The sequence below is a fragment of the Enterococcus sp. DIV0755f genome, assembly GCF_051713725.1.
GTDB lineage: Bacteria > Bacillota > Bacilli > Lactobacillales > Enterococcaceae > Enterococcus_D > Enterococcus_D casseliflavus.
In genome coordinates, this window is the sequence record NZ_JBIOQL010000001.1 from 1,582,993 (window position 1) to 1,597,161 (window position 14,169).

Below are 14,169 nucleotides of genomic sequence, written 5' to 3' on the forward strand. Positions count from 1 at the left end.
CGCATGAATCGTAAGGGAAAAAATCAAAGCGCTTTTAATTAAAAGTTTTCAAAGCGTTCGGTTTTCCCCTTTCCCGGATAATGCTATAATTGAGAAGATTGAGAAAGAAAGGATGTTTAAAATCATGTCATCCAAAAGTGAATTACTTGAACGCATGAACCCACGGCAAAAAGAAGCCGTTATGCATACGGAAGGACCGTTGCTGCTGATGGCAGGTGCAGGAAGCGGGAAGACCCGTGTCCTAACCCACCGAATCGCCTATTTAATAGAAGAAAAAAATGTAAATCCATGGAATATTTTAGCCATCACATTTACCAATAAAGCGGCACGTGAAATGAAGGAACGGGTCAGTCAACTATTAGGATCAGGTGGAGAAGACGTTTGGGTTTCAACCTTCCACTCGATGTGTGTCAGAATCTTGCGCAGGGATGTTGATCGTATCGGCTATTCGAAGAATTTTACCATCATTGACTCTTCTGAGCAAAATACACTGATGAAACGGGTATTAAAAGAATTGAATATCGATCCCAAAAAATATGATCCTCGTTCTATTTTGGGAACGATCTCTCATGCCAAGAACGAGCTGTTGACACCTGAAGCTTACCAAGCCATGGAAGGTAGTCTATTTGAGCAGATCGTAGGTCGTTGCTATGAAAAATATCAAAAAGAGCTGCGAAACAATCAATGCATGGACTTCGATGATTTAATCATGAATACGATCCGCCTCTTCCAAGACAATGAAGATGCGCTGCAATTTTATCAACGGAAATTCCACTATATCCATGTCGACGAATACCAAGATACCAACCACGCCCAATACACGCTGGTCAATTTATTGGCCGCTCGTTTTCGAAATCTTTGTGTTGTTGGGGATGCGGACCAAAGTATTTACGGTTGGCGTGGTGCCAACATGCAAAATATTTTAGACTTTGAAAAGGACTATCCAGATGCCGCAACGATTTTGTTAGAGCAAAACTATCGTTCAACGCAAACGATTTTAAATGCGGCAAACCAAGTAATCAAAAATAACCGCAACCGTCCAGATAAAAATCTATGGACAGAAAATCATGATGGGGAAAAGATCACTTATTATCGCGGGGATAGTGAACGAGATGAAGCGCGATTTATCGTCAGTGAAATGCAAAAACAAATTGCAGAAAAGAACCGTAAATTCGGTGATTTTGCGATATTGTATCGGACCAATGCCCAGTCACGGATCATTGAAGAATTGCTTTTAAAAGCCAACGTTCCTTATACGATGGTCGGCGGCAGAAAATTCTATGACCGCAAAGAAATCCGTGATATTTTGGCCTATTTATCGGCGATCGCCAATCCGCGAGATTCCATCAGCTTAGAGCGTATCATCAATGTACCAAAACGTGGGATCGGTGCGACATCCGTCGAGAAACTACGAGCGTTTGCGAATCTTCATGAATGGTCATTGTTAGAAGCAGCCATGAATGTCGAGTTAGCGAATATTTCTGGAAAGGCTGGCAAAGAATTAGGGAGCTTTGGGATGATGATGGATGGCTTCGCCCAGATGGTTCCTTACCTATCAGTAACCGAACTGACGAAAGAAATATTAGAAAAAACGGGTTATCATCAAGAGTTAGTCAACCAGAATAATTTAGAAGCACAAGCTAGACTTGAAAACTTGGAAGAATTTTTATCGGTTACCCAAGAATTCGACAAACGATTTGAGGCGCAAAACGAAGACGATGCAGATGCACCAGATGAGAAGTTGAGTGTTTTCTTAAATGACTTAGCTTTATTGTCAGACGTCGATAGTTATGAAGAAGAAAGTAGTCAAGTGACTTTGATGACCTTGCATGCTGCAAAAGGACTAGAGTTTCCAGTGGTATTTTTGATCGGGTTGGAAGAAAATATCTTCCCGCTTTCTCGTGCCTTAATGGAAGAAAGCGAGCTCGAAGAAGAACGGCGCCTTGCTTACGTGGGAATCACTCGTGCCGAGGAAGAGCTCTTTATGACCAACGCTTTTTCCAGAACATTATACGGTCGGACCCAATACAATCGTCCGTCTCGGTTTATCGAAGAGATCGAACAAGATCTGCTGCAATCATTAGGCGAGCGTTCACAGCCGAAAGCTGCTGCACCGTTTCAACCAAAAGTGTTCAAACCGAGCTATACACAACCGCGTCAAACGACCGTCGCTTCTAAACAACAGACTTCTGCAGCTGGTAATACTTGGCAAGTAGGCGAGAAAGTTCAACATAAAAAATGGGGAATCGGTACCGTCGTTCGGACGACTGGCAGCGCGCAAGATGTTGAATTAGATGTGGCGTTCCCACAACAAGGCGTCAAACGATTGTTGGCGGCCTTTGCGCCGATTGAAAAAGTTGAAAAATAAGGAGGATATTAGGATGGATGTCCCTTCAAAAGAAATCCAATCACGAGCAGAAGAGCTGCGCACACAATTAAATCAGTATGCTTACGAATACTATGTAAAAGATCAGCCTTCCGTGGAAGATTATCTCTATGATCAGCTATATGCAGAACTGGTTGAAATTGAAACCAATTATCCGCAGCTAGTAACCGAAGACTCACCCACCCAACGAGTAGGCGGTATCATTTTACCTGGCTTTGAAAAGGTCACGCATGATATTCCGCTGTATAGCCTGAACGATGTCTTTGACAAAGAAGGAATCGTGGCTTTTGATGCCCGTGTTCAAAAAGCACTGGGGAAAGCGGTAGATTATGTCTGCGAGTTAAAGATCGATGGATTGTCAATTTCCTTGAAATATGAAGAAGGGCGCTTTGTTCGTGGAGCAACTCGAGGAGATGGTACGGTAGGTGAAAACATTACAGAAAACCTAAAGACCGTCAAATCGATTCCACTGAAATTAAAAGAACCGATCTCGTTGGAAGTTCGTGGCGAATGCTATATGCCAAAGGCTTCGTTTTTGAAATTGAATCAACAGCGAGAAGAAGAAGGGGCGGAAGTTTTTGCCAATCCTAGAAACGCAGCGGCTGGAAGCTTGCGACAATTAGACACACGGATCGCAGCCCAAAGAAACTTAAGCACCTTCTTGTACACACTAGCTGACTTTGGACCAATTGAAGCCAATGATCAATTTTCAGCATTGAATGAACTGGATCAATTAGGCTTTCGTACAAATCACGAACGCAGAGTGTGTCACACCATCGATGAGGTTTGGGCATATATCGAAGAGTTTCATGACAAGCGCAGTGAGCTTCCCTATGAGATTGACGGCGTAGTCATCAAAGTCAATAATTTCAAAGATCAAGATGCGCTAGGCTTTACCGTAAAAGCACCCCGATGGGCGGCGGCATATAAGTTTCCACCGGAAGAAGCGGAAACAGTGATCGAAACGATCGAATGGACCGTGGGACGGACGGGTGTTGTGACACCGACCGCTGTTATGACCCCTGTTCGTGTTGCTGGAACGACGGTCAGCCGTGCCAGTCTCCATAATGTAGATTTCATTAAAATGAAAGACATCCGCATTGGCGATTCGGTCATCATCTATAAGGCGGGGGACATTATTCCAGAGGTTGCGAAAGTCTTGGAAGAAAAACGAACAGAAGCAAGTCAACCCTTTGAATCGCCTACACATTGTCCCGAATGTGGGAGTGAGCTGATCCATTTAGATGAAGAAGTTGCCTTGCGTTGTATCAATCCAAAGTGTCCAGCACAGATCAAAGAAGGACTCAGCCATTTCGTTTCACGGAATGCTATGAACATTGACGGTTTAGGGCCCCGTGTTTTAGAGCAAATGTTCGATAAATCCTTAGTTAAAGATGTGGCCGACTTGTACTTTTTAACAGAAGAACAATTGTTGACCCTTGATAAAATCAAAGAGAAATCAGCCAATAACCTGTTGCGGGCGATTCATCAAAGTAAAGGAAATTCGGTTGAACGTTTGATTTTTGGGCTAGGCATCCGTCATGTTGGTGCGAAAGCGGCTCGGATTTTAGCAGAACATTTCGGTGATCTGCGGGCGCTCAGCAAAGCCAAGGAAGAAGAAATCATTTCGCTAGAAGCTATCGGCGCAACGATTGCTGAAAGTGTCGTCACGTATTTTGACAATCAAGAAGTTCACGACCTGTTAGATGAACTTGAAAGAGCGGGTGTCAACTTTGCTTATTTGGGGCTTAGAAATGAACAGTTGGAAGACGTCGAATCACCATTTAAAGAGAAAACCGTCGTTTTAACAGGAAAATTAAGTCACTTCACTCGTGAAGAAGCCAAGGAACGAATTGAAAATCTCGGTGGGAAGGTAACAGGCAGTGTATCGAAAAAGACCGATATCGTTGTTGCTGGGGAAGAGGCAGGCAGCAAACTGACCAAAGCACAATCCCTAGGTGTCACCGTTTGGGATGAAGCTCAAATGGTGGCTGCGATCGAAGGCAGTCATTCGGCAGATCAATAACCTTTAAGCATTGTCACAGACGAGAAGCAGTTGTTTTTTCTTGTCTAATTGAAATCATTTCTTCCCTGCACTACGAGGAAAGAAATGATTTCTGCTTTTATTTGCAATTATATTTGATAATTTTCAAATTCTATTTCATGATTTGTTAAAAAAATGATACAATACATTGGAAAAACGTAAACGTAGATTACGGATACGAGAAAGAGGAGGATTTTATGGCGATCAGCGAAGAACAAGTCAAACACGTTGCCAAACTAGCAAAACTTTCATTCTCAGACGATGAATTACATGAGTTTACCTCTCAGCTAGGCAAAATTATTGATATGGTTGAAACACTTGAAGAAGTGGACACCACAGGAGTACCATTCACATCGAATGTCGCAGAAACGATTAACGTGATGCGTGAAGATGTAACGACCGGCGGCTGGGACCGTGATGAATTAATGAAAAATGTTCCAGAATCCGAAGAAGGCTTTATCAAAGTGCCTGCAATCATTGATAATGGGGAGGCGGGTGCCTAATGACTGAATTATATAAAAAAAGCTTAGAAGAATTACACAGCTTATTAGTGTCAAAGGAAATTACTGCAACAGACTTAACGAGCGAAACCTTTGCTCGCATTAAAGAAACAGAGCCGAAAGTCGATGCGTTTCTAGCGTTGAATGAAGAAAAAGCGCAGGAATTGGCACAAGCCATCGATCAAAAAGGCATCACTGAAAGCAATGTGTTGGCGGGAATTCCAATCGGAATCAAAGACAACATCGTTACCAAAGATTTGCGGACAACAGCTGCTTCAAAAATCTTAGGTAATTTTGATCCAATTTACGATGCGACCGTTATGGACAAAGTTTATCAAGCAGACATGATTCCAGTTGGTAAGTTAAATATGGATGAATTTGCCATGGGCGCAAGTACCGAAACATCGTTCTTTAAGAAAACGAAAAACGCTTGGGACGAAACAAAAGTACCTGGTGGTTCATCAGGTGGCTCTGCAGCTGCCGTTGCAGCTGGACAAGTCCCCCTATCATTAGGTAGCGATACGGGTGGTTCGATTCGTCAACCAGCAGCTTTCAATGGAATCGTCGGGATGAAGCCAACCTACGGACGGGTTTCTCGTTTTGGTCTGATCGCGTTTGCATCATCTTTAGATCAAATTGGACCGATGACGCGTGGTGTGAAAGACAATGCCTTTGCATTAAATGCCATCAGTGGGTTTGATGCGAAAGATAGTACATCAGCAGGCGCTGCTGTCCCTGATTTTACAGCAGGTTTGACGGGTGATATCAAAGGAATGAAAGTCGCTTTGCCTAAAGAATACTTAGGTGAAGGGATCCAAGCAGGCGTTCGAGAAGCAATCTTAAAAGCAGCGGACACTTTCCGTGCGTTAGGAGCGACTGTGGAAGAAGTCAGCTTGCCACACTCAAAATACGGGGTAGCCGTTTACTATATCATCGCTTCTTCTGAAGCAAGTTCTAATTTGCAACGTTTTGACGGTATTCGTTATGGTTTCCGTTCAGAAAATGTCAGCAATCTAGAAGATGTCTATGTCAATTCTCGCAGTGAAGGATTCGGGGAAGAAGTAAAACGCCGGATCATGTTAGGTACGTTTTCACTAAGTGCTGGCTACTACGATGCCTACTTCAAAAAAGCCGGTCAAGTACGGACGTTGATCAAACAAGATTTCGATAAGGTCTTCAGCCAATACGACTTGATCATTGGCCCAGCTTCCCCAACGGTAGCATTTGGTATTGGAGAAAACATCAATGATCCGATCACCATGTACTTGAATGATATTTTAACCATTCCTGTGAACTTAGCAGGACTGCCAGGGATGTCGATCCCAGCAGGTTTTTCTGAAGGACTGCCAGTCGGCTTGCAGATCATTGGGAAACATTTTGATGAAGCAACCATGTATAAAGCGGCTTATGCCTTTGAACAAGCAACTGATTTCCACACGAAAAAACCAGTGATTTTAGGAGGGGATAAGGCATGAACTTCGAAACAGTCATTGGGCTTGAAGTCCACGTAGAATTAAAAACAGAATCAAAGATTTTTTCTCCAGCACCTGCTCACTTTGGCGCTGAACCAAATAGCAACACGAATGTGATCGACTGGGGCTATCCAGGTGTTTTACCAGTAATGAACAAAGCGGCTATCGAATTTGGGATGAAAGCTGCGCTTGCGCTGAATTGTGAAATCTCAAAAGAAACGCATTTCGACCGCAAAAACTATTTCTATCCCGACAATCCAAAAGCGTATCAAATTTCGCAATTCGATCAACCGATCGGTCATGATGGGTGGATCGAGATCGAAGTGGAAGGCAAAAAGAAAAAGATTCGCATCGAGCGAGTTCATTTGGAAGAAGATGCTGGGAAAAACATGCACGGCAAAGGCGGTTATTCTTATGTTGATCTAAATCGTCAAGGAACCCCTTTGATCGAGATCGTTTCCGAAGCGGATATGCGTTCACCAGAAGAAGCATATGCGTATCTAGAAGCGTTGCGTTCAATCATCTTGTTTACAGAAGTATCCGATGTGAAGATGGAAGAAGGTTCCATGCGTTGTGATGCGAATATTTCGTTGCGACCTTACGGCCAAGAACAATTCGGAACAAAAACAGAACTGAAAAACTTAAACTCTATGTCCTTCGTGAAAAAAGGGTTGGCATTTGAAGAAAAACGCCAAGCCAAAGTATTGCTTTCTGGAGGCGAGATCCAACAAGAAACTCGACGTTTTGATGAAGCAACCAGCAAAACCTTATTGATGCGTGTCAAAGAAGGTTCTTCTGATTATCGTTACTTCCCAGAACCAGATATCCCACGGTTTGTGATCGATGATGAATGGATCGAACGTGTACGTCAAAACTTGCCAGAAATGCCGCAAAAACGTCGTGCCCGTTACATCTCTGAATTGGGCTTACCAGAATATGATGCAATGGTCTTGACTTTATCAAAAGAAATGTCCGATTTCTTTGAAAAAACCATCGATGCTGGTGCTGATCCTAAACAAGCTTCTAACTGGTTGATGGGTGAAGTTTCAGCGTATCTGAACAGCGAGAAATTGGAACTGCCAGAAACGAAATTAACCCCGGACAATTTAGCGGGAATGATTCGTTTGATCGCCGATGGCACGATCAGTTCGAAGATTGCGAAAAAAGTCTTCAAAGAGTTGATCACAAACGGCGGCGACGCTGAAGAAGTCGTAAAAGCCAAAGGATTGATCCAATTATCAGATCCTGCGCAATTACTACCAATGATCAATGAAGTATTAGATAATAACCAACAATCCGTCGATGACTTCAAAAACGGAAAAGACCGCGCAGTCGGTTTCTTAGTTGGTCAAATCATGAAAGCAACCAAAGGACAAGCGAATCCAGGCGTTGTGAACAAGCTGTTGCAAGAAGAACTAGCAAAGCGATAAGAGGCAAGCGATGAAAAGAGCAAGAGTAATCTACAACCCGACATCTGGGAAAGAATTGATTCGAAAAAACTTAGCAGATATTTTAGATGTTTTGGAAACTGGCGGTTATGAGGCGAGTGCATTTGCCACGACCGCTGCGCCATTTTCCGCTCGTGATGAAGCAAGAAGAGCCGGCGAAGCTGGTTTTGATTTGGTGGTAGCTGCCGGTGGGGATGGCACGATCAATGAAGTCGTCAATGGGATCGCTCCTTTAGAAAAGCGACCAAAAATGGCGATCATTCCTGGAGGCACGACCAATGACTACGCACGAGCGCTAAAGATTCCCCGTACGGATATCAAAGCAGCTGCGGAAGTGATTTTGAAGCAGCAGACAGTGAAAATGGATGTCGGAAAAACACCCAACACGTATTTTATCAACATTGCTGCTGGTGGGCACTTAACGGAATTGACCTACGATGTTCCTTCTGAACTGAAAAGTGTTTTTGGCTACTTAGCTTATCTAGCAAAAGGAGCGGAATTACTCCCTCGTGTCAAACCAATCAAAATGCATCTAAAGTATGAAGACGGAGAATACATTGGCGGAGCGTCGATGTTCTTTTTAGGGCTGACGAATTCAGTGGGGGGCTTTGAACAGATTGCGCCTGATGCAAAGCTTGACGATGGGAAATTTTCGTTGATCATTGTCAAAACGGCCAATATTTTTGAGATCGTCCACTTAGTTGCTTTAATGATGAATGGTGGAAAACACATCAACGATCGTCGCCTGATTTATACGAAAACATCTTTTCTTGAAGTAGACGCACCAGAACAGGTCAATCGTTTAATGATCAACCTTGATGGCGAATACGGCGGAGATGCTCCTATGCGCTTTGAAAACCTACACAATCATATTGAGTTTTTTGCAAATGTCGATCAAATCCCTGACGATGCGGTCGTTGGTGAGCAAAATTATCAAGAGATGAGCGAAGGTTTTATTAAAGAAGTCGAACGTCTTTCCGATGAGGACATCAATGGGGATGGCAAGATCGGCGACGAAACAAAGTAAACGATTTTTCTTTTCATGCGAGTTGAAAGAACAGGGACTTTTGGACCTGTTCTTTTTTTAAAACGTAATTGTGGAAAAGCAGGCACCGATTTTTTTTCGAATACTTGATAGAATAGCTTTTCTTAAATTTTAGTAAAGGATGTTTTTTATAAAGTGTTTCACGATCTGCCTTTGTTTCACGAGATCGGGCGCGGATCATATAAATAAAACGAATAAAATTTCCAAAACACGAATGATAATCATCAAAAAGCGAACTTTTCGAATATATGCTCATTAAAGTTCGTTATTTCCGTATTTCTATCCAATCTATGGATGCAAAAGCGAATAAGAATATGCTATAATGGTGAAACGAAGAAATGGGGGGACCGGAATGGAGCAAATCGATTCTACAAAAGCGCTTGATCTGCTGAGAGATGACGCAGAACGAATCAAAAAGCTGATCCGAAACCAAGAAAATAGTTTATGTATCGCACAATGCAAAGCATTTGAAGAAGTGGTTGATACCCAGATGTATGGTCTATCACGACAAGTGGCATTTGCGATCCGCTTGGGGATCGTTGATAATCAAACAGGGCAGCAATTGATGGCGGATCTTGAAAAAGATTTGAACCAATTGTATAGCGAGGTCTACGAGGACCAGCGGACACCTGACATCGGCAAGGAGGCATAAACTTGCCAGAGAAAGTAAAGAAAAGACATTTATTAGATTATAGTATTTTATTACCATATATTGTTATGTGTGTCACGGGCTTGATGATGGTTTATAGTTCCACATCTTACGTTGCGATGACCGCCACACAACCGACCACAGCTGCTTCTTACGTCATCAATCAAACATTATTTTGGTTGGTGAGCCTAATAGCGATCACTGTCATGTATAAAATGAAAACGGATGTTTTTCGGAACAAAAAATTTGTCCAGATCGCCATGATCGTCATCTTGTTCTTATTGATCGCTGCCTTCTTTTTCCCAAGAAGAAATGGGGCACTCGGTTGGTTATCGATTGCTGGCTTTTCCATTCAACCAGCAGAGTATTTAAAGTTTATTGTGATTTGGTTTTTATCGGTGACGCTATCTTATCGTCAAAAAGGTATCCAACAAGAATTTTGGAAAACGGTTTGGCGTCCAATCGGAATCGTTTTTGTCTACACCGGGATCATGGCACTTTATCCCGACTTAGGGAATGCTGTAATCGTTATGTTGCTGGCATTTGTCGTGTTATTGTCTAGCGGATTGAATTACCTGTATACCTTAATATTAGGTGTGGCAGGTATTATCGGTAGTATGTTGATCGTCTTGTTTGTGAATCTAACCGGTGGTAAGCTTTTACCCGACTATGTCTATAGTCGTTTTTCATCTTTTTTGAACCCGTTTGCTGATGAATACAATACAGGTCATCAAATGGTTAATGGGTATTACGCAATGTTCAACGGTGGGCTGTTCGGGCGCGGGCTTGGAAATAGTATCCAAAAACGTGGCTTCTTAAACGAAGCGCACACCGATTATATATTTTCGATCGTTATGGAAGAATTAGGGCTGATCCCATCGATCATCATTTTAGGTGTTTTGTTCTATATGGTGGGACGAATCTTTCTTGTCGGTATCCGTTCAAGAGATCCCTTTAATTCCATGATGTGCATAGGTATAGGGACATTATTTATGTCTCAGATTTTTATCAACTTAGGTGGAATCACTGGTTTGATCCCATTGACGGGAATCACTTTCCCATTTCTAAGTCAAGGTGGATCAAGCTTGCTGATGCTATCGATTTGTATCGGTTTTGTGTTAAATATCAGTGCCGAAGAAAAGAGGAAACAGGTTTATTTGAATTATTGATCAATTGAATGGAGTGGATTAGATGAAGAAAATTCTTGTTGCCAATCGTGGAGAAATCGCGATCCGTGTCTTCCGCGCATGTGCGGAACTTGGGATCAAAACTGTCGGAATTTATGCTGCGGAGGATGAATACTCCGTCCATCGCTTTAAAGCAGACGAAGCGTATTTAGTGGGGAAAGGCAAACGTCCGATCGATGCGTATTTAGACATTGAAGATATCATTCGCACGGCGAAAAAGGCCGGTGCCGAAGGAATCCATCCTGGATACGGCTTTTTATCAGAAAATCTGGGATTTGCTCAACGCTGTGAAGAAGAAGGTTTGATTTTCATCGGACCATCCACCCATCATTTAGATATTTTTGGCGACAAGATCAAAGCAAAAGCAGCAGCGATCGAGGCCGGGATTCAATCAATTCCTGGCTCTGACGGTCCAGTTGCATCGATCGATGACGTTTTAGCTTTTGCAAACGAACATGATTATCCAATCATGATCAAAGCAGCCCTTGGGGGCGGTGGGCGAGGCATGCGTGTCGCTCATGATGAAAAAGAAGCAAGAGACGGCTACGAACGTGCCAAAAGTGAAGCCAAAGCGGCATTTGGTAGCGATGAAGTCTACGTTGAAAAATACATTAGTAATCCAAAACATATTGAAGTCCAAATTTTAGGAGATACGCACGGAAACGTCGTTCACTTATTTGAACGTGATTGCTCGGTTCAGCGCCGCCACCAAAAAGTAGTCGAGGTGGCACCTTGTGTGTCAATGACTGATGAACAACGGGAAAAAATATGCCAAGCAGCCGTTCAACTAATGAAGCATGTCGGCTATATCAATGCTGGAACCGTGGAATTTTTAGTAGAGGGCGACAAATTCTACTTTATCGAAGTAAACCCACGGGTCCAAGTGGAACATACGATCACTGAAATGATCACCAATTTAGACATCGTGACGACACAAATTTTGATTGCACAAGGCAAAGACTTGCATAAAGAAATCGGAATTCCTGAACAAAAAGACATTCGCTTTGAGGGTGTTGCGATCCAATGTCGCGTGACGACAGAAGATCCAGCGAATAATTTTATGCCAGATACTGGTAAGATCGATACCTACCGCTCTCCGGGTGGGTTTGGGGTTCGTTTAGATGTCGGAAATGCTTATGCCGGTGCAGTGGTAACCCCTTATTTCGACTCGCTACTTGTAAAAGTCTGTACGCATGCTGCTTCGTTCGACCAAGCAATTCAAAAAATGATGCGCTGTCTGAAAGAATTCCGAGTACGTGGTGTGAAAACAAACATTCTCTTTATGCGTAATGTTGTTTCTCATCCAGCCTTTCGTTCAGGGGAAGCCAAAACTACCTTTATCGACAATACGCCAGAACTATTCAATTTCCCTCGGATTCGTGACCGTGGAAACAAAACCATGAAGTATATCGGTGAAATCACGATCAATGGATTCCCGGGAATCGAAAAACAAAAGAAACCTTTCTACAATGAACCACGGATGCCACAACACATCCAAGCAACGCCTGATTTTGTCAGCGCCAAAAATATTTTAGATACGAAAGGTGCCGAGGGTGTCATTGAATGGATCGGTCAACAAAAGAATGTCTTACTGACGGATACAACCTTCCGAGATGCCCATCAAAGTTTGTTGGCAACTCGTGTAAGAACCCATGACTTTAAGAAAATTGCCGCGATGACGGAAGCTGGCCTACCACAATTGTTCTCAAGTGAAATGTGGGGTGGGGCAACCTTTGACGTTGCGTACCGTTTCTTAACAGAAGATCCATGGGAAAGATTGCGGATGTTCAGGAAAAAAATGCCGAATACACTCTTACAAATGTTGTTTAGAGGCTCCAACGCTGTCGGGTATTCCAATTATCCTGACAATGTGTTGGAAGAATTCATCAAAGAATCTGCGGCACAAGGAATCGATGTATTCCGAATCTTTGATAGTTTGAACTGGGTCCCACAAATGGAGAAAAGTATCCAAGCTGTTCGTGATACGGGGAAAATTGCAGAAGCGACGATTTGTTATACAGGGGATATCAATGATCCATCTCGCCAAAAATATTCGGTACAATATTACAAAGATATGGCAAAAGAATTGCAAAATCTTGGTGCCCATATTATTGCGATCAAGGATATGGCTGGATTATTAAAACCGCAAGCGGCTTATCGTTTGATCAGTGAGTTAAAAGATACGATCGATGTACCGATCCATCTGCACACGCATGATACCAGCGGGAATGGGATTATCACTTACTCAGCAGCTACCAAAGCTGGCGTTGATATCGTGGATGTCGCTATGTCAGCTATCAGTGGCGCAACGAGTCAGCCAAGTATGAGTAGTTTGTATTATGCTCTTTTAAACGGCGAGCGTTGCCCAGAGATCAATGTGGATAATATCCAACAATTGAATCACTATTGGGAAGATGTCCGCATGTACTATCATTCCTTTGAAAATGGCTTGAACGCCCCTCAAACGGAAGTGTACAAGCATGAGATGCCAGGAGGACAATATACCAATCTCCAGCAACAAGCCAAAGCCGTTGGTTTAGGCGAAAAATGGGATGAAATCAAAGAAATGTATCATGAAGTCAATATGATGTTTGGAGACATCGTGAAAGTGACACCTTCTTCGAAAGTCGTGGGCGATATGGCGCTCTTCATGGTACAAAATGGCTTGTCAGAAAAAGATATTTTTGAAAAAGGCGATACATTGAGTTTCCCAGAATCAGTGATCACCTTCTTCCAAGGCGAGTTAGGTCAGCCAGTCGGTGGTTTCCCGAAAGAATTGCAACGCATTATCTTAAAAGGACGCCCAGCCTTTACGGAACGTCCAGGAGCCTTTGCCAAACCAGTTGATTTTGCTGAAGTGAAACAAGAACTAGCTGAAAAAATCGGCTATGAACCAAAACACGAAGAAGTCCTGAGCTACTTGATGTATCCGCAAGTCTTCCTTGATTATCGAAAAGCGTATGAGCAGTTTGCCGATGTAAAAGTCCTTGATACACCAACCTTCTTTAATGGTATGCGCTTAGGCGAAACGATCAATGTCGAATTAGAAAAAGGCAAAATCTTGATCATTCGTCTCGATGAAATCGGTGAACCAGATATCGAAGGCAATCGGACCCTCTTCTTTAACTTAAACGGTCAACGACGAGAAATCGTTGTGAAAGATAGTTCGATCATCAGTTCTGTTCAAACAAAACGCAAAGCAGAGCCAACGAACAAAGAACAAATCGGTGCCTCCATGAGTGGTTCAGTTTTAGAAGTATTAGTCAAAAAAGGTGATCGAGTGGCACGTGGACAGACGTTGATGGTCACTGAAGCGATGAAGATGGAAACTTCCGTCGAAGCTCGCTTCTCTGGTGTAGTTGAGCATGTTTACGTAACCGATGGGGAACCAATCCAGTCAGGAGACCTTCTGATTGAAGTCAAAGAAAAATAAGGAGT

Annotated in this window: 9 protein-coding genes; all 9 read left to right on the forward strand. The window is 42.9% G+C overall.

Annotation, left to right across the window (positions count from 1 at the left end):
- Nucleotides 1-124 precede the first annotated feature (124 nt).
- The 9 genes from pcrA to IGI73_RS07165 all read left to right on the forward strand — a co-directional run bounded on the left by pcrA (nucleotide 125) and on the right by IGI73_RS07165 (nucleotide 14,164).
- Complete coding sequence (gene pcrA / locus IGI73_RS07125; RefSeq protein WP_438759169.1) at nucleotides 125-2,368, forward strand: DNA helicase PcrA; 2,244 nt, start codon at nucleotides 125-127, stop codon at nucleotides 2,366-2,368.
- Between the two features lie 13 nt (nucleotides 2,369-2,381).
- A complete protein-coding gene (ligA, locus tag IGI73_RS07130; protein WP_081117063.1) occupies nucleotides 2,382-4,412 on the forward strand; it encodes an NAD-dependent DNA ligase LigA in 2,031 nt (676 codons plus the stop codon).
- A gap of 215 nt (nucleotides 4,413-4,627) precedes the next feature.
- Nucleotides 4,628-4,933, forward strand: coding sequence for an Asp-tRNA(Asn)/Glu-tRNA(Gln) amidotransferase subunit GatC (gatC, locus tag IGI73_RS07135; protein WP_005225977.1), 306 nt, complete (start codon nucleotides 4,628-4,630; stop codon nucleotides 4,931-4,933).
- On the forward strand, nucleotides 4,933-6,405 hold the full coding sequence (gene gatA / locus IGI73_RS07140; RefSeq protein ID WP_010748184.1) for an Asp-tRNA(Asn)/Glu-tRNA(Gln) amidotransferase subunit GatA: 1,473 nt from the start codon (nucleotides 4,933-4,935) through the stop codon (nucleotides 6,403-6,405). The genes gatC and gatA overlap by 1 nt, the downstream gene beginning before the upstream one ends.
- A complete protein-coding gene (gatB, locus tag IGI73_RS07145) occupies nucleotides 6,402-7,832 on the forward strand; it encodes an Asp-tRNA(Asn)/Glu-tRNA(Gln) amidotransferase subunit GatB (protein ID WP_428206299.1) in 1,431 nt (476 codons plus the stop codon). Before gatA ends, gatB begins: the two co-directional genes overlap by 4 nt.
- A gap of 10 nt (nucleotides 7,833-7,842) precedes the next feature.
- Entirely contained in the window at nucleotides 7,843-8,877 is a 1,035-nt protein-coding gene (locus IGI73_RS07150; RefSeq protein ID WP_010748185.1) for a diacylglycerol kinase, read from the forward strand.
- Between the two features lie 370 nt (nucleotides 8,878-9,247).
- Nucleotides 9,248-9,547: a YlaN family protein gene (locus tag IGI73_RS07155; protein WP_010748186.1), complete on the forward strand. Its 300-nt coding sequence runs from the start codon at nucleotides 9,248-9,250 to the stop codon at nucleotides 9,545-9,547.
- 2 nt (nucleotides 9,548-9,549) lie between these two features.
- Nucleotides 9,550-10,713, forward strand: coding sequence for an FtsW/RodA/SpoVE family cell cycle protein (locus IGI73_RS07160; protein WP_005225982.1), 1,164 nt, complete (start codon nucleotides 9,550-9,552; stop codon nucleotides 10,711-10,713).
- Nucleotides 10,714-10,735: 22 nt separating this feature from the next.
- Nucleotides 10,736-14,164 carry a pyruvate carboxylase gene (locus IGI73_RS07165; protein ID WP_284591310.1) on the forward strand — a complete coding sequence of 1,143 codons (3,429 nt, stop codon included), beginning with the start codon at nucleotides 10,736-10,738 and terminating at the stop codon, nucleotides 14,162-14,164.
- The last annotated feature ends 5 nt before the right edge of the window (nucleotides 14,165-14,169 follow it).

Coding starts and splice junctions, on each gene's coding strand:
- pcrA (WP_438759169.1), top strand. CDS start 125: ATGTCATCCAAAAGTGAATTACTTGAACGCATGAACCCACGGCAAAAA.
- ligA (WP_081117063.1), top strand. CDS start 2,382: ATGGATGTCCCTTCAAAAGAAATCCAATCACGAGCAGAAGAGCTGCGC.
- gatC (WP_005225977.1), top strand. CDS start 4,628: ATGGCGATCAGCGAAGAACAAGTCAAACACGTTGCCAAACTAGCAAAA.
- gatA (WP_010748184.1), top strand. CDS start 4,933: ATGACTGAATTATATAAAAAAAGCTTAGAAGAATTACACAGCTTATTA.
- gatB (WP_428206299.1), top strand. CDS start 6,402: ATGAACTTCGAAACAGTCATTGGGCTTGAAGTCCACGTAGAATTAAAA.
- IGI73_RS07150 (WP_010748185.1), top strand. CDS start 7,843: ATGAAAAGAGCAAGAGTAATCTACAACCCGACATCTGGGAAAGAATTG.
- IGI73_RS07155 (WP_010748186.1), top strand. CDS start 9,248: ATGGAGCAAATCGATTCTACAAAAGCGCTTGATCTGCTGAGAGATGAC.
- IGI73_RS07165 (WP_284591310.1), top strand. CDS start 10,736: ATGAAGAAAATTCTTGTTGCCAATCGTGGAGAAATCGCGATCCGTGTC.